The following is a 22,120-nucleotide window of genomic DNA, read 5'->3' on the forward strand; positions in this document are numbered from 1 at the left end:
TGGAGTTGACGAAAGTCAAGGCGAGTTGTCCAGTAGCTGCACAAAAGGGTGCGACATTTACGGAGGACAATCCCATGACAAAGATATTGGTCTTATTTAACCTAAAACCCGACACCAGTGTTGATGATTATGAGACTTGGGCGCGGACAGTGGATATCCCGACCGTTAACGGTCTTGGCTCTATTGAGATGTTTGAAGTCTATAAAACAACAGGCCTATTGTTCTCCGACGATAAACCGCCCTATCAGTATTTTGAAACGCTCGATATTTTGGATATGGACAAGTTTGGTGCAGAAGCAGGATCAGAGACGATGCAAAAGATTGCAGCCGAGTTTCAGGCCATGACTGATGATCTGGTCTTTATCAGCACAGAGAAGCTGTAATGCGGCTTATAGGTAAAACCGCTGTTATCACAGGGTCTGGGCGTCGCGGGGGTCTTGGTGAAGCGATTGCGTTGCGCCTTGCCAAAGACGGCGCGAACATCGTGATTTCCGACATTGGCGCACCGCGTGATGCAGCCACGGGGGCGGAGCATATCGGTAGCACAGATGAAATGGAAAGCATCGCCAGTGAGCTTCGCAAGACGGGTGTAGAGGCGTCAACGTGTGTTTGTGATGTTCGGTCGTTGGATGATGTGCGAAAGCTCGCCAGTCATGCAGTTGACACACATGGTTCACTCGACATTTGGGTCAATAACGCCGGTATTGGCTATATTATGAAGCCGTTACTCGACGTCACAGAAGATGATTGGCGTGCTGTGATCGATGTAAATTTATCCGGTAGTTTCTTTGGCGTCAAAGCCGCTGCTGAAGTGATGGTGCCGCAAGGCAAAGGCGGCCGTATTGTCAATATCGCGTCCCAAGCCGCCAAATCAGGCTTCCCCCATGCACAAGCCTACACCAGTTCTAAACACGGCCTCGTCGGCCTCGTGCGCTCTGCTGCGACTGAGCTTGGTGGGCATGACATAACGGTGAACAATGTCTGTCCTAACCATGTCACAACGGCATTGGGCGCTTGGCAAAACAAATATTTTGCCGAAGTCACGGGTGCCGCTAGTGTAGAGGATTACCTGAAAGCGATGGCGGCGCGCATACCGATGGGCCGCCCAGGGTTACCCGAAGATACCGCCAACGCCGTCGCGTGGTTATGTTCTGATGAAGCGCGCTACATTACGGCGGAGAGCATGAACGTCTCGGGCGGCGAGGAACCACATTAGATGACAGTTCCTGCCGACCCAGCCCCCAAAGACTTCACTTGGCCTAATGGCGCGAAACTGGCTTTGTCGATCGTCGTTAATGTCGAGGAGGGGGCAGAGCGCGGTATTTTGCAAGGCGATAAAGCCAATGAACCTGTTGATGAACTTGTCTCGGGCCTCAAAGCCCCTATTCGTGTCCACGGGAATGAAAGCAATTACCAATACGGTATTAATCGCAGTGCGCCGCGTATTTTAAAGGTCCTCGATGCCGCGGCTGTGCCAGCGACATGGACAGTTTGCGCACAAGCGCTAGAGAAGGCACCGTGGATAGCGGACGCCATTATGGCGCGCGGTGATGAGCCGTGTAGTCACGGCTACCGCTGGCTATTTACAGCCTTTATGAGCGAGGAAGAGGAGCGGGACTTTATCGCAATGGGGACAGAGTTTATCCTTGCGACATGCGGGCGAAAGCCTGTCGGCTATTTATCGCGCTATCTACACACAGATCATATTCGGCGTTCCCTCGTGCGTGAGGGTTATCTTTATCATATGGATGATTATTCCGATGATTTTCCACGTTGGGAGCAGATTGATATGGGAGATGGTTCGTATAAGCCATTGATAATATTACCTTATGCAGTCGATAGTAATGATATGAAGTTTTGGCTGTCACCAAGTTTTACGGCGCAGATGTGGCTGGATTACGCCAAGCGGACATTTGATGAATTGCTTGTGGAGGCTGAGACAGAGGGCGCACGGATGATGAGCCTTGGCCTTCATTTGCGCATTATTGGCCGTCCTGGTCGCATTTGGGCGCTGCGTGAATTTTTAGTTTATGTCAAAGACCGCAATGATGTGTGGGTCGCTCGCCGCGAAGATATTGCGAACCATTTTGCCAGCCAGGTCAAGCCAGGAGCGGTATAGATTATATGATGCATCATCGATCCCTTTTATTTGTGCCAGGTAATCGTCCTGACCGTTTCGACAAAGCCTGCATGGCGGGCGCAGATTTGGTCTGTATTGATTTAGAGGACGCTGTGGGTGCGGGTGATAAAGACAGCTCGCGCACGGATGTTTTGTCGTGGCTGTCGCAATCAGACCACAAGAATGTGTCTTTGCGTATTAACGGCATTGATACTGATGCGGGTCAGGCGGACATAAAGGCTCTGCAAGAGGCGGATTTAAGCCTACCGTTTGTTATGGCCCCCAAGGTTGACAGCAAGTCAGAGATTAATGATTTGGATGACGCTTTACCCAGCGGTGTTGGGTCACTTTTTCCAATTATAGAAAGCGCGCAAGGTCTTGAAAACGCTTATGATATTTTCAATACAAGCCGCGTTACGATGGGGCTGTTCGGCGCAGTTGATTATGGTGCTGATTTGGACTGCGCGCTTTCGTGGGAGACGCTTTTGTTTGCACGCTCGCGTCTCGCCAATGCGGCGGCGGCGGCGGACACGCTTCTCTTTGATGTGCCGCATATCATTGCGCGCGACTTAGAGGATTGCGAGGCCACAACGCGTCAAGCCAAAGCGCTTGGTATTCATGCGCGCGCCGCCATTCATCCAGCGCAAATTGCGGCAATCCACCGCGCATTATCCGCCAGCACCTTTGAGATAGAACAAGCCAAGGCCATAGTCGCAGCCTATGAAAAAGCCAACGGAAACGTCGTTATTGTTGACGGTAAATTTATCGAAGCCCCCGTGGTCAAAAAAGCCCTGCGAGTTTTGGCGCAAAACGAGAGTTAATTATGGTTGGTTCAGTCAAAGAGGTCGGTCCAAACAGGTTTAGAGAGACCTTTGGCCGCTATTACGAGGATTTTGAGGTTGGTCATATTTATGAACACCGCCCAGGGAAGACTGTGACTGAATATGATAACCACATGTTCACGTTAATGACGATGAACACGCACCCCATGCATTTTGATGATGAATTCGCCAAAGCGTCTGAATTTGGACAGTGCCTTGTTGTTTCGCCTTACACTCTGGCCCTTTTGATTGGTATGTCGGTCACAGATTGCAGCCAGAAGGCCATAGCCAATCTGGGCATGGACGAAGTGAAATTCACCGCGCCTGTCTATGTTGGACATACGATTTACGGCGAGAGTGAAGTGCTCGCCAAGCGAGAGAGTAAATCTCGTCCTGGGCAAGGCATCGTGACCATTGTGACGCGGGGTTATAACCAAGACGGCACAATGGTTTGCACCTTTAAACGCAATATGTTGATCCCAGCCAAAGGGCAGGCGGTCGAAGACAAAGTTGAACATTACTAATTTACCCAAGAGGACGACGACATGAACGCCATACCGCATGAGTCCAGCTGGACCGTAGAAGATGAAAACATGATGCTGGACACCATTGACCGTTGGTGCCGCGATGAAGTGCGTGAAAAAGTCATGGCAATGGAACATGCTGATGAATATCCCCACGCTTTTGTCGAGCAGATGAAAGAGTTTGGCCTGTTTGGCGCGACAATTTCGCAAGATTACGGCGGGCTGGGCCTGTCGGCATCGACCTATGCCAAGATTGTAACGCGAATATCAGAAGAATGGATGTCCTTGACGGGTATCTTTAATTCTCACTTGATGATGGCGACAGTCGTTGAAAAATACGGGACAGATTTCCAGAAAGAATATTGGTTGCCGAAATTTTGTTCTGGTGAGATTCGGGGCGCGCTTGGCCTAACAGAACCTAATGCTGGTACGGATTTGCAGGCGATTAAAACCGTCGCGAAGAAAGACGGCGACCATTACGTTATCAATGGCGCAAAGACATGGATATCAAACGGAATCCAGGGCGGCGCGGTTGCGCTAATGGTCAAAACCGATCCAGATAGCGACCCGCGTTACCGCGGCATGTCTATGTTTATCACGCCAAAGGTTGATCCTGATACGGGCGATAAGTATAGCGGCTACACAACGGGCAATAAGATGCAAAAGCTGGCTTATAAAGGCATTGATAGCGGCGAGTTGTTTTTTGATGATTACCGCATTGATGCCAAACGTCACCTGATTGGTGGGGAAGAGGGCAAAGGATTTTACATGGCTGTTGGCGGGCTTGAGCTTGGCAGGATTAACATTGCTGCGCGCTCTGTCGGTATTTGCAACCGCGCTCTTGAGGAAGCCACACGCTACGCCCAAGAACGTAAAACATTCGGCAAACCAATTTGTGAGCATCAGGCGATACAACTGAAGCTTGGTGAAATGGCAACGCGCGCGAAAGCGGCGCAACTGATGACGTTGGATGCTGCGCGCGCCTATGACACGGGTGAGCGCTGCGATATGGAAGCCGGTATGGCGAAATATTTCGCGTCAGAAGCGGCGGTGGAAAACAGCCTAGAAGCCATGCGTATCCACGGCGGTTATAGCTATTCCAAGGAATATCCCGTCGAGCGTTTATTCCGCGAAGCGCCGCTGATGTGTATCGGCGAAGGTACGAATGAAATGCAACGCATGATTATCGCCAAGCAGCAGATTGCGCGGAATAAAATCTAAATGATTGAGAACAAGGTTGCAGAACAAAAACTAAATGAGAGTATGCGGCGACTGGGTGAATTGCATCTCGAAAAAGCTAGAGCCTGCGCTGTCCAAATTTATTCTATTGGGTCTGCTGATACACCAGAACTCTGGAGCAATAAATTCAGAGAAGACTTAATTGTAAATCTTCTGGACTTTGGTTTTCATGCAAGGCGAGTATTATCATTGGCGGAAATTGAAATATCAAATGGTTGGCGGGAGAAATTTTCGACTACGCGTAACCCTCGTGCTTTAACTTATGAAATCGAAGAAAATTACTCTTATTGCCTTAATTACCTTCATCACATGACAGGTTTTGGAATGATACCTACAGTTATAGACGGGAGGAAAATGTGGGCGCAAAATATAGATGAACATCAGCTGAGATTTGTAGCTGTAAAATCTGATAAATATCCATCTCGAACTATTGATATTGTTGCTCTAGCTGCGGCTTTTCTTGGCGATGGGATTATTGCAATTAAAAATACTAGACCTGAATGGCGTTTTTGATATGACCCAACATCTTCCCCTCAAAGGCGTTCGCATTATCGCGGTGGAGCAATATGGTGCGGGGCCATATGGCACGCAGCTTTTGGCCGATTTAGGGGCAGAAGTTATCAAGATTGAAAACCCTGACACAGGCGGGGATGTATCGCGTTTTGTTTCGCCGCATTTGATTGGCGAGAAGGACAGCCAGTTTTTCCAGACCTTTAACCGCAACAAGAAATCCTTATCCCTTGATTTAAAAGACCCCGAAGGTCGCAAAGCCTTTGAGGATCTCGTCAAAACGGCCGATGCGGTATCAAATAATCTTCGGGGTGATTTGCCTGCAAAGCTGGGTCTTGATTATCCGTCGCTGAAAGCGATTAATCCAAAAATCGTTTGCGCTCATTTATCGGCCTATGGGCGCGGTAATTCGCGCGAGGCCTGGCCAGGCTATGATTATCTTATGCAGGCTGAAGCGGGATTTTGCTCTGTTACGGGTGAGCCAGACGGCCCGCCAGTACGCTTTGGTCTGTCTATGGTGGACTTTATGACAGGCAGCATGTTCGCCACAGGCTTGGTCGCAGCCGTATTTGGCGCGCATAAAACAGGTGAGGGCAGCGATATTGATGTATCGCTATTTGATACCGCGCTGCACCAATTGTCATACCCTGCGACATGGTATTTAAACGCAGGCGATGTTGTGACCCGCCAACCGCGCGGGGCACACCCTGCTATTGTGCCAAGCCAGTTAATGGAAGCAGGTGATGGCTGGATTATGTTTTGCTGCCAAACGCAAAAGTTCTGGGAACGCGTTGCCGAACGGCTTGGTCATGATGAATGGGTAACAGACCCGCGCTTTGTTAAGGTGGAAGACCGCCGCAAAAACCGTGCTGTCGTGCAAGAGGTCATGGAAGCGGTACTTAAGACAAACACCGTTGCTCATTGGATGGACAAGTTTGGTGGCTATGTCCCAGCCGCACCTGTCTATGATATCGCCCAAGCCATGGATAATCCCTATGTCGCCGAGATCGATATGATTTATACAGACAAGCACGACGGATTTGAAAATGGTAAAATCCGCCTTCTATCTTCGCCCTATAAATATAACGGCCAGCGCCTCAAAGGCGGCATCGCGCCAGAGCTTGGGGCTGATACCAAAGACCTTTTGGGATGAAGCGCCCAACAGGGAAATTAGGCGGGATAAAAGTCCTCGACCTTTCTGCGTTTTTGCCGGGGCCGCATATGTCGATGATGATGGCGGATCACGGCGCGGATGTTGTGATGGTCGAGGCCGATAATGGTAGGGGCGAGCCAACCCGTCATATGGGCGAGACCTATGAGGACGGGACATCTGTTTGGTTTACCAATATTGCGCGCGGCAAACGCAGCTATAAAGTGAATTTAAAAGACACGGCGCAGCATGGTGATTTCATGACATTGGCGGCGGAGGCCGACGTTTTTATTGAAGCCTTTCGTCCCAGTGTTGTTACCCGTCTTGGCGTAGATTACGACGCGATTAAAGCGGTTAATCCGGGCGTGGTTTACTGCTCCATTTCAGCCTTTGGCCAAGACGGACATTACCGCGACAAGCCTGCACATGATTTGATCATTCAAGCGATGGCAGGTACGGCGGACTTAACGCGCGGGATGGATGGCACCCCTGCGCTGACACCTATGCCAAGTGCGGATATGGCGGCCTCTCTACATGCGCTATCGGGTATTATGATGGCGCTATATCGGCGCACGCAAACGGGTATGGGCGATTATCTGGATATCTCCATGTATGACAGCCTGTTGTCTTGGGTGCCTAATGTCACGGGGGCTGTTTTTGCACATGATAAACAGCCAAAGCGTGAGGAAATGCGAAGTTTTGGTGGCAACGCATTTGTCAATATCTACGAGACAAAAGATGGTGGTCATATTGTTCTAGGGGGGTCAGAGCCAAAATTTGTGACCAATGTGCTAACCGCGCTGGGCGCGCCGCAATTAATTGAGGCGATGAAAAAACCCGTGGGGCAGCAAGACGTGGTTAAAGACTTTTTATCCAAGACTTTCCTCCTGAAAACGCAATCAGACTGGGAAAACATTTTTAAAAATATTGATTGTTGTTGGTCAACGATACGCAGATTGCATACAGCCCTAACGGAACCTCACGCGCCTCTCGTGAAAGACGATACAGGCAAAAGCCATATCAAAAACCCAATAAGGTTTGCGAGTGAACCTGCGCAGCTATCTTTCGATTTGCCCGAATTTGGACAGCATAATGATGATTTAAAAGGCGGTTTTTAATGGCGCGCCTGTCTCCTGTTGCGGACGACAATATCCCAGCAGCAGCCAAACCACTTCTGGATTTTGGCCAAAACCTGATGGGGTTCACGCCTAATGATGCCCTGATTATGGCGCGCAATCCGGCGCTTTTGAAGGCATCTGCAGACATGGTTGGCGCGCTTTATGGCGGCGGAACCGTGGAGCCGGGGCTAAAACGCCTTATCGGTTACATCACCTCATCGGCGGCGGGGTGCAAATATTGCCAAGTCCACACAGCCGACGGCGCGCATAAGGCAGGCGTTGATGATGCGAAGATCAAAGCGGCGTGGGATTACGAAACATCAGATTTATTTACAGACCGCGAACGAGCAGCCCTGAGGGTTGCGCAGGGCGGAGGCGTGACCCCGTCAGCCGTTACGGACGCTGAATTTGCAGACCTAAAGACCTATTTTTCTGATGATGAAATTGTTGAGATTGTCGGCGTGATTGCGATGTTCGGATTTTTGAACCGCTGGAATTCTGTTATGGGCACAGAGCTTGAAAATAATCCGCTGGCCTACGCGGCGTCGATTAATTTGGAGACGCGGTGATGGTCGGCCGGCGCACAGTTCTGGCGGGCGCAACGCTGGGCGGACTAGCCGCTTGTGCGCTAAAAGGGCAAACCAACGTCAACGCCTTGCCTGATAAACGCCAAACATTCGTACTGGTTCACGGAACGTGGCACGGCGGCTGGGTCTGGAAATATGTGCGGAATATATTGGAGGACGCAGGCCACCGCGTTTTTACACCGACACTGACGGGTTGCGGCGAACGCGTGCATTTGTCATCGCCAGATGTGGGGCTAGACACACATATCAAAGACATCATTAATGTCATAGAGTTTGAAGACTTAACGGACGTGTTTCTTGTTGGTCACAGCTTTACGGGCGTTGCGATTACAGGCGTTGCCGACCGCCTGAAAGACCGCATAAAGCACATTTGTTTTTTTGATGCACTTGTGCCTTTTGGCGATCGTATGAGCGGCGCGCCGCGTAAGCCCGATGGAAGCTTGGCTGATTATTTTGTCAAACGTCAGTCCAGTTTTATTGACGGCTATAAAATGGATTTATTTGCAGATTATCCGCTTAAGATGCTGTTACCCGAAGATCACTCAAAAGCCGATTGGGTGCGATCAAAAATTACCACCCACCCTGCTAAAACATGGATGGATGTCCTGACGTTAAAAAATGGTGGATGGTCCGATGTGCCGCGCAGTTTTATTCATTGTGTTGGCCAAAAATTTGCGATGAGTAGCGAAAAAATGGTCGGACCTGCACGCCAGCCGGGATGGCAATTTATTGAGCTCGATATCTATCGTGACGGCATGGTGACACACCCAGAGCTTGTCGCAAAAACATTTTTGAAACTCGCGGAAGCATGACAGCTCGCTCTACGACACTGATACAAAGCCGCTGGGGTTTCATCATTTTCATGTCGGTGATGTGTTCATTATCACCCTTTGCTATGTCATTTCTTGTGCCCGCTTTTCCGAATATGGCGGTTCAATTCGGCAAGCCTGTAGCGGACATTCAGTTTCTAATTTCTGTGTTTTTGATAGGCCTTGGTGTTTCTCAGCCTATTCACGGTATTGTATCGGACCGTATAGGACGCCGCCCAGTTCTTATTTTTGGTTTTAGCATCTTTGTGCTCGCCAGTATTGCAAGCGTGATAACAACATCATGGAACGCCTTGGTCCTTTGCCGTTTCTTGCAGGCCGTTGGTGTTAGCGCAGGAACAGTCATTAGCCGCGCAATCGTCAATGATGTTCAGCCCCGTGAAGAGGCCGCAATTAGCTTGTCTTATATTTCAATCGCCATGGGCGTAGGGCCGATTATAGCGCCTATATTTGGCAGCATTTTAGATGACACCTTCGGCTGGCGGAGTATATTTGCCGCTTGCGCTATCACAGGGATTATTATCTGGCTGATGGCCGTCATGCGCCTTCCCGAAACAAAGCCAGCTGATACAGAGCCGCGCGATCTGATAACAGATTACAAGCACCTCCTTAGTAACACGCAATTTATCGGTTACACGCTGATGTTCGGTTTTGGGCAAGGTGTGTTTTTTGCTTATTTACCGTTTGCACCCGATTATTTTGAAAATGTGCTCGGTCTTGGCACCTCTATTTTTGTGACCTCATGGATTGCATTGTCTTTGGCGTTTATGGCTGGCTCCCTGCTTGGTACACGGCTTACGCGTCGGATTGGTATGGACGGCGCAATTTTAGGGGCGTCATTATGGCTAATTGGCGCTATGGCTATCATGGCTACAACTTATCTGGTTTGGGGTGATAACGTGGTTGCTGTCACCGCTTCGATAATGCTTGCAATGGTTGGAACGGGCCTGATTTGCCCGTTGGCCCTCGCAGGATCAATTAGTACAAATGCAAAATTAGGCGCAACAGCAGCCGGATTATCCAGTTCGTTGGGTCTTATTTTGGGGGGTCTGTTTTCTGTGTTTGCGGGCAAATTATATGACCAAACGCTTTGGCCTTACCTAGCCTTGGCGGCTTTTGCCATTGTAGGAAATCTGCTAGCGGTAGGATTAACACGGCGCGGGAGAATAATATGACACGAACAATTATTATTGCGGGCACGCTAGGTCTCACGGCTTGTGTTCACGCGCCAGAATACAATGCCGTTGACCCCGTCAATAAGGCATCGGTTGCGTCTGTCACGCAATTACCATGGCAAGACGTTATTGTCGGTGTCCCAAACCTTGATGATGTGCCGCGTTTATTTACTGAGATCGGCGGTTTTGAAACATTACGTTCTACGGATAACATGCTTTTATTAAGCGCGCCGGGTGCAGATAGCGGGCATATTCGGTTTAAAAAAACAGCATTAGATGCGGTTAAGACACGGCCTTTTGGAAGCCATGCTTGGGATACGGGATGCTATTTTTCTATTATGATGCGAGCGAAGGACATTCCGTCTATTGTGAATGATGCTGCGCCCTTGGGTTGGGAGCCACTCACGGAATTAGCGTATCTAGAATTTGGGCCGTCTAAGCTCAATATCATAGTATTAGGTCACGTTGAGACTGGAATCCAAGTTCAACTTTATGAGCGTTTGACGACCCCGCTACCAGAGGGCTTTACACCATTTAACCGTATCTCAAGGCCCTTTAATATCATGCAAATGGTGGCTGATAGCGATAAAGCTGTCGGGTTTTACCGTGACGTTTTGGGCTTTGAAACGTTTTATCATGGGCCACCGACTGTGTCTCAAAAACCAGAGGTCGTGCCGATTGGTATTCCCAAAGAGCTGTCTATGACGACATCTTATCGTGCGGGGATTGTGACGCCAAAAACGGGCTTAGAGTGGGGCCGTATGGAAATGATTGCGGTTGATAAAACAGGTGGCAATGATTTGTCACCGCAATGTCAAGGTGGCAATATTGGTATCACAGAGGTGCGGTTTAAAGTCGACAATATCAATGCAGTCAAAAAGACACTGACCTCGCGCATGACACCCATGCAGATGGAAGCCCATCATATTAGCGTCAAGACACCCGATGGTGCCAATATCACCTTCTATGAGAATAAGGGCGTGGAGTGAGTTTAACCCAAGACATAGCGCAGATGTTACGTCGAGCAATAACGGACTACGACCGCGCACGTGCGGCAATATTGTTTTTAGATTGGACAGCTTGCGCTGTGGCGGGCGCGTCCGAACCAGCAGGGCTGAAAATGACCAAAGCCTTCAAGGGTGACTGTGGCGATTGCACACGCATTGGCAGCACAACGGCGTCCGTTCAAATGGCGGCTTTTCATAACGGTGCTCTCGGTAACATTTTGGAAATGGATGATGTTGATAAACGCGCTGTGTTGCATGCCGCGCCTACGGTTATCCCGGCTGCACTGGCGATGGCCGAGCATGTCGGCGCGAGCGCAAATGACTTTCTTGACGCTATTGTCCATGGTTATGACGTTACCATTCGCATTGGCCGTGCCGTAGGGGCGTGTCATTACGCATTTTGGCATAATACAGCAACATGCGGGCCGTTCGGTGCAGCGGCAGCGGCCAGTCACTTGCTTGACGAGAGTAATTTAGTATCAGCCCTGGGCTTGGCAGGGACGCAGGCTGCTGGCCTATGGCAAACACGGCATGAAGCGGACAGTATGGCCAAGCAAATCCACGCCGCCCACGCCGCCCAAGTCGGGGTGCAGTCGGCTATATTATCCGCGCAAGGCTTTCAGGGGCCGCGTATGATTTTAGAGGGCGAACAAGGATTTTTCAAAGCCATGTGTCCTGGCGCGGATCCGCGAGACGTCTTGGCAGATTATAGCCATCATGATGAAAGCACTTGGCTTATCCATCAAACCAGTATCAAGCCCTACCCAGCGTGCCGCCACGCCCATGCGGCGATTGATGCGGCGTTATTGGCGCGCAAAGCGGGTATAAATGCTGATGATGGTATTATTGTCGAGACTTACACCGATGCACTGAAATTTTGCGATAGACCAAACCCGCAAACGACGATTGAAGCAAAATTCTCACTTCAACACAGCGTCGCCGTTACACTGCTTAAAGGTGAACCCAGCCTCGATGATTTCAATCCTAAAAATACAAATGAGGCAGTAAAGGCGTTGCGCGATAAGATTGAGGTTAAAACGTCCAAGACATTCGACGTGGCCTATCCAAACCATTACGGGGCTGCGGTTATTATTGACGGGCAGACGTTTGAGGCCACAGATGCCTATGGCGATCCAGAAAACCCCATGAGTCTTGATGCGGTTAAGGAAAAAGCGAAGCGATTAATGCATTATTCTTCTATGGACGAATCTCGGGCTGAGGCGCTGATAGAGGCTTCACTAAACGTAGACTTAGAGGCTTATAAGGCTTTGATACCATGAGCGATATTTCTAGGAAGTTTGCGCAATATGCGCTGAGCCAATCCGTATTTTCAGACAGCGCCTATGATAGTGCCAAGACATTTATTCTTGATAGTCTAGGTGTCGGGATCGCTGGTTCAAGAGCACCGTTCTCAGCTGCAGTGTGGACAGTAGCGAAAAATTGGGGGCAGGGCGAAGGCGCTCATGTTTGGGGTCGCGGAGTCAAAACCCCAACCGCAACAGCAGCTTATATGAACGGATTTCAAATTCACTCTATGGAATATGATTGCGTGCATGAACCCGCCGTTGTTCATCCCATGGCTACGATATTTGCTGCGGTTTCTGCGGAAGCTGAACGTCAAAACGGCGTCACAGGGTTTCAGTTGATGGAAGCCGTCATTGTCGCTGTCGATATCGCCGTAGAACTTGGTGTGGTAGTGCGCTCCCCGCTTAAGTTCTTTCGCCCAGCCACGGCGGGATTATTTGGGGCAACATTGGGTATCGCAAGGCTGCGCGGATTTGATGTTCCAACGGCACTCTCTGCTATGGGATGTGCACTCGCCCAGTGCGCAGGTGTGATGCAAGCCCATGTCGAGGGAAAACCAACGCTACCCGTGCAAATCGCTGGGGCTGCGCGTGCAGCTGTCGTGGCCTGTGATTTGGCAGAAGCGGGCCTGCACGGGCCAGAGCATAGTCTTGACGGGCCATATGGATATTTTGCCATGTTTGAAGATGAGGTTGATATAAATTCGGCGGCGGATTTGATTGGTAAAATCCACCGCATTACCGAAGTCAGCTGGAAGCCTTTTCCTACAGGACGCGCCGCACAAGGCGGGATCGTTCTTTTACAAAATTTGATGAAACAAGGTGTTACGCCCGAAAGTCTGGACAGTTTAGTGCTGTCCGCGCCGCCGATTATTCCGCGCCTTGTGAACCGCCCTGCTGGTGTTGATATGACGGCCAATTATGCGCGTCTTTGCTTCCCTTATTTAGGTGCCATCACCTTGCTGCGCGGGACCGTGGGGTTGGATGATTTTACAAAGGACGATTTGGGCAATTCGGATATTCACGCCTTAGCGTCAAAGATACAAGTTGAGACAAATCATATTGCCGACCCAGCCGAATTTGTGCCCCAAAGTATGACCGCAAAGCTCTCTAATGGGGAGGAACGCATAGCTATGATTGCTAAATTGTTTGGCTCACCCGCTGACCCATTATCGCAATCGCAACATATCGATAAATTTAAAAATTGTGTTGCCTTTGGTTTGAGTGATGTCAAAGCCAAACAGGTCGCTGACAGGCTCATTGCACTTATCGATAATTTAGAGGGTTCAGAAGACTGCAGCGAGGTATTTACGCTGGCTTCGGGCAAATAACATATGTCAAACGCACAGGCGCCTACATATTTTGATTGGGTCAAGCCCGATGATATTCGTGCGGATCACCCCATTGGCAACGACTTTGTGCAGTTCGCTAAAAACATAAGCCGAGACGAATTATTTGCGCATCAAAACCGCCTGTTCAAACGCATGTTAAAGCGGGCCTGGATGACACCGTTTTATCAAAAATTATGGGGCGAGCAAGGCATTGAGACTGGAGATATCAAAGGGTTAGAGGACCTACATAAACTCCCTATTTATGACAAATCAGACATTATGGCCTCGATAGAGCGAAAGCCGCCTTTTGGAGATTTCTCTGCCCTTGAAACCTATGGCGACAATCAGCCGCCGGTAAAATTTCACACAACATCTGGCACAACCGGTAAACCGCAGGTGCTGATATTTGGGCCGAAATCACGAGAAGTGCAGAACTTACTCCTTGCGCGACTTTATACGCTACAAGGTATTGGAAAAGGCGATATTGTTCATTCTGTTTATGGGCATGGCCCTATTAACGGCGGTCACTATGTTCGCGAAGCCGTAACGCATTGGACGCAAGCCATATTTGTGTCTGCTGGAACAGGTGTAGAGACCCGGTCTGTCAAGCAAGTCGAAATGATGCGTGATTTCGGTGCTACGGCCATCGTGGGCTTCGCTGATTATATTAAAAAGCTAGCAAAAATAGCACGTGAAGCCGGTATTGAGCCGGGCGTTGATATTCCTGTTCGCACCATTTCGGGCCACATGGGTCGTGAAGACAAAGCCTCTGTCTCTGAGATGTGGGGCGGGGCGGAATGTTACGACTGGTATGGTGTTGGCGATACGGGGGCAATCGCGGGTGAGGGGCCTGACCAAGACGGCTTATACGTCATGGAAGACGCGCAATATCTAGAAATTTGCGATATAGACACGGGTAAAGCCGTTCCAGATGGTCAAACGGGGGATATGGTTTGCACGTGTCTATACAAAGATGACGTCTATCCCATCATCAGGTTTAATACCCATGACGTCTCCGCTGTAAGAACAGGAAAATCCAGTCTTGATCTGAATTTTACACGCATCGAAGGGTTTTTAGGGCGTTCTGATAATATGGTGAAACTCCGCGGTATCAATATTTTCCCGCAAGCCATTGGCCCCCTTATGGAAGAAATCGATGCTTTTGGCGGTGAGTTTTACTGCAAAGTTGATCGTGATGCTGCTGGGCGTGATGAGATGACTGTAGTCGCTGAGTGTAAAGCGCCAACAGATGATATTTTGGTGCCAAAGTTTGAGGCCTTGTTGAAAGAAAAATTAGGTCTAGGTATGGCGGTAAAGTTAGTGCCAATGGGTTCCACCAGTGATACAACGCAGGTTGATGTGCGGCAAAAGCCCATACGTTTGGTTGATACACGGTTTAAATAATGAATAAAAAACAATCGCTTGAGGACCTAACTTTAAGTCAATTGCGAGAGGCGTTTCTCGCCAAAACTTTAACCCCTAGCGACTTCCTAGAGTTTTGCCTTGATTGTATTGACCGCCTCAATCCTAAAATAAACGCCGTTCTCGAGATCTACGCAGACACAGCTCGTGCGGCCGCGGCGGCATCAACAGAGCGTTATGCGGCAGGACGTGCCCGTTCTGCGATTGACGGCATGCCAATGGGTGTGAAAGCTAATATCGCGGTTCGGGGTTACGTCTGTCATGCGGGCATAAAAGCTTATGAAGACCGTATCGCGAAATATGACGCAGATATTGTGCACCAATTACGGCGCGCAGGCGCAATTATCATTGGGTCGCTGAATATGGAGGAGGGCGCATTAGGGGCGCAAACTGACAATCCATGGTTTGGTAAATGCTATAATCCCGTCAAAGACGGCTATACCCCCGGTGGGTCAAGCGGGGGGTCAGCTGCGGCCGTTGCAGCGGGAATGATGCCAGCCTCGCTTGGCACTGATACAATGGGCAGTGTGCGTATTCCGTCGTCCTATTGTGGTATTGTCGGGTTTAAACCCACGCCTGGAACCTATTCGACGAAAGGGGTAATTCCGCTGTCTACGACACTCGATACCGTCGGCACACATACGAAGACAGTGAAAGATGCCGTCATGATTTACGGGGCTGTTACTGGATTTAAGGGCAAGATTGACACTCGCGCACCGCGTAATATGTCGCCTTTTGACATCAGCCAATCGGACGTATCGCCAGATGTCTCGACGGCATTTGTCGCTGCTTTGGAGACGATAAATATCCCGACGACCGTGCCAGTATTAAAGGGTTATGATTATTCCAAGCAGCGCCGTGCAGGACTTATCATAAGTGAGTATGAGGGCGCGAAATACCACGCGCATAAAAATTTTGAAACATCTGACGGCTTTAGCGAACAGTTTAAATCTATGCTGGCGTTTGGGGCAAAACAAAGCCCCCAGAAAATAACAGAGGCAAAAGAAAAGCTATCAAATGCAACCCATATGGCTGATGATTTTTTTAATGATGCGTCTTGTCTTATCGCGCCAACAGCCCCCCAAACGGCATTTGAATTTGGGCAAGACGTTCCCGTCAATCAGGCTGATTTTACGGCTTTTGCTAATTTCGCAAAACTTCCTGCGCTAAGCTTACCGATTGGCAACGACACTCACGGACTTCCGATTGGTTTGCAAGTCATGGCCAAATCTGGGCGCGACCGGGCATTATTGGGCATGGCTTTGGCCTTAGAGGCAAAATTTTAGAAACAAAGCCCATCTTTAGCCGTATAGTAATTTCCTATAACACTGCAAGGGACCGCTATGGCTATCCAGACACGTAATCCGGCAACGGGTGAGATATTAAAAACTTTCGAGCCGCATAGCGATGCCGAGGTTGATTTGCGTATCGCTAAGTCTGTGGTTGCGCATAATGAATTGCGCCTTTGGAGCCTAGAGAAACGCGCGACACACATGCGCAAGGTCGCCCAAATCCTACGCGATGAAGCGGAGGTCTTGGGCGAAGTTGCTACGTTAGAAATGGGCAAGACGCTTACCGCCGCAATTGCCGAAGTGAACAAATGTGCGCTCGGTACAGAATATTATGCAGATACGGCAGCTGAGCATTTAGCTGACGATATTGTCAAAACTGACGCGCAGAAATCATATCGCAAATATCTCCCACTAGGGCCTGTTCTGGCAGTCATGCCGTGGAATTATCCGATATGGCAGGTCATGCGCTTTGCTGCACCCGCGCTTATGGCGGGAAATACTGGACTATTAAAACATGCATCAAATGTGCCGCAATGCGCGCTTTATATTGAAGATATTTTTACGAGAGCTGGGTTTCCCGACGGTGCGTTCCAGACCCTTTTGATCGGCGGCGCAAGGGTCGAGCGCATATTGCGTGATGACCGCATAATGGCAGCGACACTGACGGGATCAGAACCCGCAGGGGCGTCTGTGGCCGCAATATGCGGGAGTGAAATTAAGCCGACAGTGTTGGAGCTTGGCGGATCAGATGCCTTTATGGTAATGCCGTCAGCTGACATTGATAAGGCCGTAAGTGTGGGCACAAAGGCCCGTACACAGAATAATGGACAAAGCTGCATTGCGGCTAAGCGCTTTATTGTTCACGCCGATATCTATGATGATTTTAAAGCCCGTTTAAAATCAAGTTTTGAAGCCTTGGTTGTCGGTGACCCTATGGACGCGACAACTGATATTGGCCCGCTTGTCAACGCGCAAAGTCGTGACGAGGTTGTTGGGAAGGTCGAGCGTGCCTTAAAAGACGGCGCCATTCGAGTTTGCGGGGCAGACGCAATGGATGGGCCAGGTTATTTCTTCACACCCGGTATCATTGAAAATATACCCGAGACGTCTTCTATCTACCGAGAAGAAATATTTGCGCCTGTGGCTCTGTTGTTCAAAGCGCGTGATATTGACCACGCTCTAGAGATTGCCAATGACAGTCCGTTTGGGCTGGGCGGGGCCATATTTACACATGACAAATCAGAACAAGATGTCGCTATTCGGGATTTACAAGCGGGCGCAACTTTTGTGAACGCTATGACATCATCAAATCCGCATTTGCCATTTGGCGGGATTAAACGATCAGGATATGGCCGAGAACTCGCTGCAGAAGGCATTCGGGCTTTTTGTAACGTCAAAACAGTCTATATTGCTTAGCAACAAATATTACGGGAGAGACCATGAGCAAGGTTTATAAGAACGCGGCAGATGCCTTGGATGGTCTTACCTTTGACGGCATGACTGTCATGTCAGGCGGGTTTGGTCTTTGCGGCATTGCGGAGAACCTTATTGCGGCGCTACGCGATAGCGGTGCCAAAGACCTAACGGTTGTGTCAAACAATGCGGGTGTCGACGGCTTCGGTTTGGGGCAATTATTAGAAACCCGACAAATCAAAAAAATGATTAGCTCCTATGTTGGTGAGAACAAAGAATTTGAACGCCAATATTTGTCAGGAGAACTGGAGCTTGAATTTAATCCGCAGGGCACATTAGCAGAGCGCATCCGAGCAGGCGGCGCAGGCGTTCCAGGCTTTTACACGAAAACAGGGGTCGGCACGCTGATTGCTGACGGCAAAGAGCACAAAGACTTTCCCAACGATGAGGGAAAGCCCGAGACCTATATCATGGAGACAGGTTTGCGGGCTGACCTTTCTATTATGAAAGCGTGGAAAGGCGACGCCGAAGGTAATCTGATTTTCAATGCGACGGCGCGAAATTTTAACCCGCTTATGGCAACGGCGGGCAAGTTTACGGTTGTTGAAGTTGATGAAATTGTCCCCACGGGCAGTCTTGACCCCAACTTTATCCATACGCCAGGTGTATTTGTGCAGCGCATTATCCAAGCGGAAACGGAAAAACGGATTGAAAATTTAACCGTGCGGGAGGGCTAATCAATGTCAGATAAAACAACAGGTTGGACACGTGACGAAATGGCGGCACGCGCGGCAAAAGAGTTAGAGGACGGTTTTTACGTCAACCTTGGCATTGGCATTCCAACGTTAGTGGCGAACCATATTCCTGAAGGGATGGATGTCACGCTGCAATCGGAAAACGGTATGCTGGGCATGGGACCTTTTCCCGTGGCAGGCGAAGAGAATCCTGACCTGATTAATGCCGGCAAGCAAACCATTACAACCCTTCCTAAATCTAGTTTCTTTGACAGTGCAACTAGCTTTGCCATGATACGCGGCGGGCATATTGATCTGTCTATTTTGGGGGCTATGGAAGTCGCGGAAAATGGTGACATCGCCAATTGGATGATACCCGGTAAAATGGTCAAAGGTATGGGCGGCGCCATGGATTTGGTCGCAGGCGTTAAACGCTGTATCGCGCTGTTTGATCACACAAATAAGCGCGGCGAGAGCAAGTTTTTGAAAAGCTGTACGCTTCCCCTTACAGGAAAAAATTGCATCGACATGGTCATTACCGACCTCGGCGTTTTCGCTAGAGATGGTGAGCAGAGACGCTTTAGATTGGTCGAGATGGCCACAGGCGTCAGCGTGGAGGAGATCAAAGCCAAGACTGACGCTGATGTAATTTATGAATAAGATAGACACGTCGATACGCTCATAATTTTCTTGCATCGCCGTCGCTCTGGCCCATAATTAATTTCATGACCATAACAAGACGCGAAAACTTATCCCTGTTATTCGGTGCTGCGGCGCTATCAGCGTGCGGATCTCGCGAAAGTAAAACCGAGCCAAGACCGTTGTTATCCCCCTTGGCGGGAGCAGGACTTGTTGTTGTGCAAAACGGCGAGCGGGTATTTGAAAACGCCGCTGGTTATGCGGCAGGTCTAGACCCGTCAGAAGACTTGCCGAAACGCCCTTTCACACTCGACTCTCCGTTTCGGGTGGCGTCAATTTCTAAAGTCGTTGTTCTTTTGACGGCGATGGGAATGGCGGATCAAGGCGTTATCAATCTCGACGATGATATTTCTGATATGATCGGTGTGACACTGCGTAACCCGCAATACCCTGATCAAATCATTACATTGCAAAATATATTATCGCACCGTTCGTCTATTTCTGATCCGGCCGTTTATTGGACTGACCCGTCAGGTGACATTCGATCACTTTTATCGGATGATATGTTTAATGACGGACACCCTGGGTCATGGTTTGAATATGCCAATATCAATTACGGTATTGCGGCGACGGCCATGGAGGCGGTTGGCGGAGAACGGTTTGACGGTCTCACCCGGCGCTATGTCTTAGACGACTTGGGTATTGATGCGGGCTTTAATTGGGCGGGTATGAGTGCGTCGACACGCAAAGGCGGTGCAACTCTATACCGCAAAGTTGATGGTCAGATGACAATCCAAGTCGACGGCCCAGAAACATTTACTGGGAGCGGGCCAACGCTTTACGGCAACGACCCAAATTTCATTTTAGAAGACTATGTTCCGGGCAAAAATGGGACGTTATTGTCACCCCAGGGTGGTCTTCGCGCGAGCCTGAATGATCTTGTCAAATTGGCCCAAAAACTAGCGAATTATCCGCAGCTTCATAGCGCTGACTGGATTTATGACGGCTCAAATGGTGCCGGTGACGGCGGCCATTTTGTTAGTTTTGGTGCAGGACTTTATGTCTATCCACCAGAGCTATCACCGATAAAGGGCCAATTGATGGTGGGACACCACGGTGAAGCCTACGGCATGTATGGCGGTATGTGGCATCTGCCGCAAATCAATGCGCAAATTGTGCATGCTGTAACGGCAACGCCAGAACCTGCGCGGCCGTATTTTGAAGGGCCACCCGCGATAGCACCAGAGTCGCGGGAGTTACTGGATAAGGCGATGTCAGTCTTAGGGTTAGCTTAATCTGCTAAACCGCCTAGTGCAGCTTTTAATGCGTCTAAGCTATGGCCGTATTTTTTCCACCGATTAATAGATCCAGAATAAAGCGGTTTGCGCACTTGCACGGAACTTGCGCTATCGACAGCTGCTTTATTTTCGTGAAAATTCATACAGGCCTCATCCCATGGCAAGTCAAAGAAATCCAACAAACGCCGCGTCTGCTGCTCTTGATCTAAAACCATATTTTCATAGCCCATTTCCATGATGGCTTGTGGTGGAAGCATGGTCTGCCAATGCCCCATCAAATCATCAAAGTGCTTATAAAAATCTGCAGTATCAGCAAGGTCATAGCTATAGTCGTAATCGCGTGCCTCTGGTGCAAAAAGCTGGCGGTAATTCGACAGGCAGCTATCCATAGCCCCGCGCCGCACAACGATAAATTTCGCATCAGGCATAAGGCGGTGAATAAGACCTACATAAAGAAAATTAAGGGGTGTTTTATCAATCAGATATTTTGCGTCACTCGCTAGAGTTTTGATGTAATCGCGATATTGCCCAGCGACACCATCAAGAGTGCTTTGCTGGCCTGCGGTAAATGTTTGTACGTCTAGCAGTGTCGGCGATGACATTCCAAGTTTAGCTTTCACCATAGGCGCAATCACATTTAACTCTCCGGCAGATGTCACGAGGGGGTGCGAAGACAATATACGGTCCATCAGCGTTGTGCCAGTACGCGGCATGCCAATAATGAAAACGGGTGTGGGTGAGGGCTCCACGCCAGTCTCAGATAGGTTTATAAGAGACGCGGTCTTTAGGGTGGAAAATAGCTTAACTATGGCTGATTTGTCATAGCGCACCTCTTTTCGTTTTAGTGCTTTCGCGTCATGCAGCCATTGTAGCGAGGCCGTGTAGTCTTCTAAATCTTCATAAGTCTTAGCAAGACTATGTCCTAGCATTAGCTGTGCGCTGCTATTATTTTTGAGCGACGTAAAGAGAGATTTTAGACGCGGGATGTGATTACGGGCCTCAGTTTGTGACTCTAGTGAAACGAGAGAAAACCAAGCACGGTAAAATTTTGGGTCAAGCTTTACACAATCAAGATAAGCTTGTTTTGCGAGCTTTATATTCCCCAAAAATTGTGCAGATGCAGCCAAGTTATAGTGAAAGACGGGCCATTTGGGATTGAACTTCACGGCCTTTTGAAAATGGGGCAGGGCCGTTGCATGGTCCCCAAGGCGGCTGTAAATCGTGCCAATCATGTCTGATATGAGCGCGTCTTTGGTCCCGCGTTTTGCAGCTATATCAATGTGAGCTTTAGTGGCCTCCAATTGTCCTGCGCCCAGCAGGGCTTTGGCATAATAAGCTTGATAGCGCGATTGACGCGGTTCTAATTCCACAGCTTTAGCAAAAAACTCAAGGGATTTGGTTTTTTCACCGTGGTCAGACGCAACAATCCCCAAAAAGAAGAAGGCCAGTGGGTTTTTTTCATCGCGCTTCAACGCATCAATCGCCTCTGTATATAGCGCCTTATAATTGCGAGCGCCGAGGAGCTTTGTGCCCGATGCAAAAGTAAGTGGTCCCATATAAAGTCCCTAGCAGGCGCAATATTAATTGACAAAGCAATTCAGACCGTAAGA

22 protein-coding genes are annotated in these 22,120 nt (G+C 49.4%); 21 read left to right on the forward strand and 1 reads right to left on the reverse strand.

All coding sequences use genetic code 11. The features are described from left to right. Positions 1 to 74 precede the first annotated feature (74 nt). The 21 genes from AB6B37_RS06845 to AB6B37_RS06945 all read left to right on the forward strand — a co-directional run bounded on the left by AB6B37_RS06845 (position 75) and on the right by AB6B37_RS06945 (position 20,507). Positions 75 to 383, forward strand: coding sequence for an REDY-like protein HapK (locus tag AB6B37_RS06845; protein WP_371398146.1), 309 nt, complete (start codon positions 75 to 77; stop codon positions 381 to 383). Next, positions 383 to 1,216, forward strand: coding sequence for an SDR family NAD(P)-dependent oxidoreductase (locus tag AB6B37_RS06850; protein ID WP_371398147.1), 834 nt, complete (start codon positions 383 to 385; stop codon positions 1,214 to 1,216). Before AB6B37_RS06845 ends, AB6B37_RS06850 begins: the two co-directional genes overlap by 1 nt. Beyond that, positions 1,217 to 2,119, forward strand: a complete 903-nt coding sequence (locus tag AB6B37_RS06855; RefSeq protein ID WP_371398148.1) for a polysaccharide deacetylase family protein — start codon at positions 1,217 to 1,219, stop codon at positions 2,117 to 2,119. A gap of 5 nt (positions 2,120 to 2,124) precedes the next feature. After that, entirely contained in the window at positions 2,125 to 2,940 is an 816-nt protein-coding gene (locus AB6B37_RS06860; RefSeq protein WP_371398149.1) for a CoA ester lyase, read from the forward strand. A gap of 2 nt (positions 2,941 to 2,942) precedes the next feature. Further along, positions 2,943 to 3,464 (forward strand): MaoC family dehydratase, encoded by a 522-nt coding sequence (locus AB6B37_RS06865; RefSeq protein WP_371398150.1) that lies wholly within the window; start codon positions 2,943 to 2,945, stop codon positions 3,462 to 3,464. A gap of 21 nt (positions 3,465 to 3,485) precedes the next feature. After that, positions 3,486 to 4,685, forward strand: a complete 1,200-nt coding sequence (locus tag AB6B37_RS06870) for an acyl-CoA dehydrogenase family protein (RefSeq protein WP_371398151.1) — start codon at positions 3,486 to 3,488, stop codon at positions 4,683 to 4,685. Continuing rightward, positions 4,686 to 5,216 (forward strand): hypothetical protein, encoded by a 531-nt coding sequence (locus tag AB6B37_RS06875; protein ID WP_371398152.1) that lies wholly within the window; start codon positions 4,686 to 4,688, stop codon positions 5,214 to 5,216. Position 5,217: 1 nt separating this feature from the next. Beyond that, a complete protein-coding gene (locus AB6B37_RS06880; protein ID WP_371398153.1) occupies positions 5,218 to 6,366 on the forward strand; it encodes a CaiB/BaiF CoA transferase family protein in 1,149 nt (382 codons plus the stop codon). Then, the gene (locus tag AB6B37_RS06885) at positions 6,363 to 7,481 is read left to right on the forward strand and encodes a CaiB/BaiF CoA transferase family protein (RefSeq protein WP_371398154.1); all 1,119 of its coding nucleotides are present in this window, start codon (positions 6,363 to 6,365) and stop codon (positions 7,479 to 7,481) included. Before AB6B37_RS06880 ends, AB6B37_RS06885 begins: the two co-directional genes overlap by 4 nt. Continuing rightward, positions 7,481 to 8,050, forward strand: coding sequence for a carboxymuconolactone decarboxylase family protein (locus AB6B37_RS06890; protein WP_371398155.1), 570 nt, complete (start codon positions 7,481 to 7,483; stop codon positions 8,048 to 8,050). Before AB6B37_RS06885 ends, AB6B37_RS06890 begins: the two co-directional genes overlap by 1 nt. Further along, the gene (locus AB6B37_RS06895) at positions 8,050 to 8,880 is read left to right on the forward strand and encodes an alpha/beta fold hydrolase (RefSeq protein WP_371398426.1); all 831 of its coding nucleotides are present in this window, start codon (positions 8,050 to 8,052) and stop codon (positions 8,878 to 8,880) included. The genes AB6B37_RS06890 and AB6B37_RS06895 overlap by 1 nt, the downstream gene beginning before the upstream one ends. Next, positions 8,877 to 10,070, forward strand: coding sequence for a multidrug effflux MFS transporter (locus tag AB6B37_RS06900; RefSeq protein ID WP_371398156.1), 1,194 nt, complete (start codon positions 8,877 to 8,879; stop codon positions 10,068 to 10,070). Before AB6B37_RS06895 ends, AB6B37_RS06900 begins: the two co-directional genes overlap by 4 nt. Then, a complete protein-coding gene (locus tag AB6B37_RS06905; RefSeq protein WP_371398157.1) occupies positions 10,067 to 11,059 on the forward strand; it encodes a hypothetical protein in 993 nt (330 codons plus the stop codon). Before AB6B37_RS06900 ends, AB6B37_RS06905 begins: the two co-directional genes overlap by 4 nt. After that, complete coding sequence (locus tag AB6B37_RS06910; RefSeq protein WP_371398158.1) at positions 11,056 to 12,357, forward strand: MmgE/PrpD family protein; 1,302 nt, start codon at positions 11,056 to 11,058, stop codon at positions 12,355 to 12,357. Before AB6B37_RS06905 ends, AB6B37_RS06910 begins: the two co-directional genes overlap by 4 nt. Continuing rightward, on the forward strand, positions 12,354 to 13,712 hold the full coding sequence (locus AB6B37_RS06915; protein WP_371398159.1) for an MmgE/PrpD family protein: 1,359 nt from the start codon (positions 12,354 to 12,356) through the stop codon (positions 13,710 to 13,712). The genes AB6B37_RS06910 and AB6B37_RS06915 overlap by 4 nt, the downstream gene beginning before the upstream one ends. 3 nt (positions 13,713 to 13,715) lie before the next feature. Next, entirely contained in the window at positions 13,716 to 15,116 is a 1,401-nt protein-coding gene (locus tag AB6B37_RS06920) for a phenylacetate--CoA ligase family protein (protein WP_371398160.1), read from the forward strand. Next, a complete protein-coding gene (locus tag AB6B37_RS06925) occupies positions 15,116 to 16,420 on the forward strand; it encodes an amidase (RefSeq protein WP_371398161.1) in 1,305 nt (434 codons plus the stop codon). Before AB6B37_RS06920 ends, AB6B37_RS06925 begins: the two co-directional genes overlap by 1 nt. A gap of 57 nt (positions 16,421 to 16,477) precedes the next feature. Continuing rightward, positions 16,478 to 17,842 (forward strand): NAD-dependent succinate-semialdehyde dehydrogenase, encoded by a 1,365-nt coding sequence (locus AB6B37_RS06930; RefSeq protein ID WP_371398162.1) that lies wholly within the window; start codon positions 16,478 to 16,480, stop codon positions 17,840 to 17,842. 23 nt (positions 17,843 to 17,865) lie between these two features. Further along, positions 17,866 to 18,576 (forward strand): CoA transferase subunit A, encoded by a 711-nt coding sequence (locus AB6B37_RS06935; RefSeq protein ID WP_371398163.1) that lies wholly within the window; start codon positions 17,866 to 17,868, stop codon positions 18,574 to 18,576. A gap of 3 nt (positions 18,577 to 18,579) precedes the next feature. Then, positions 18,580 to 19,233, forward strand: coding sequence for a CoA transferase subunit B (locus AB6B37_RS06940; RefSeq protein ID WP_371398164.1), 654 nt, complete (start codon positions 18,580 to 18,582; stop codon positions 19,231 to 19,233). A gap of 65 nt (positions 19,234 to 19,298) precedes the next feature. Next, on the forward strand, positions 19,299 to 20,507 hold the full coding sequence (locus tag AB6B37_RS06945) for a serine hydrolase domain-containing protein (RefSeq protein WP_371398165.1): 1,209 nt from the start codon (positions 19,299 to 19,301) through the stop codon (positions 20,505 to 20,507). On the opposite strand, the gene AB6B37_RS06950 is transcribed toward AB6B37_RS06945, so the two are convergent. Next, positions 20,504 to 22,066 carry a sulfotransferase gene (locus AB6B37_RS06950; RefSeq protein ID WP_371398166.1) on the reverse strand — a complete coding sequence of 521 codons (1,563 nt, stop codon included), beginning with the start codon at positions 22,064 to 22,066 and terminating at the stop codon, positions 20,504 to 20,506. The genes AB6B37_RS06945 and AB6B37_RS06950 overlap by 4 nt on opposite strands. Positions 22,067 to 22,120: the final 54 nt, after the last annotated feature.

It is taken from the genome of Fretibacter rubidus (assembly GCF_041429785.1).
In the GTDB taxonomy this organism is placed as follows: Bacteria; Pseudomonadota; Alphaproteobacteria; order Caulobacterales; family Maricaulaceae; genus Fretibacter; species Fretibacter rubidus.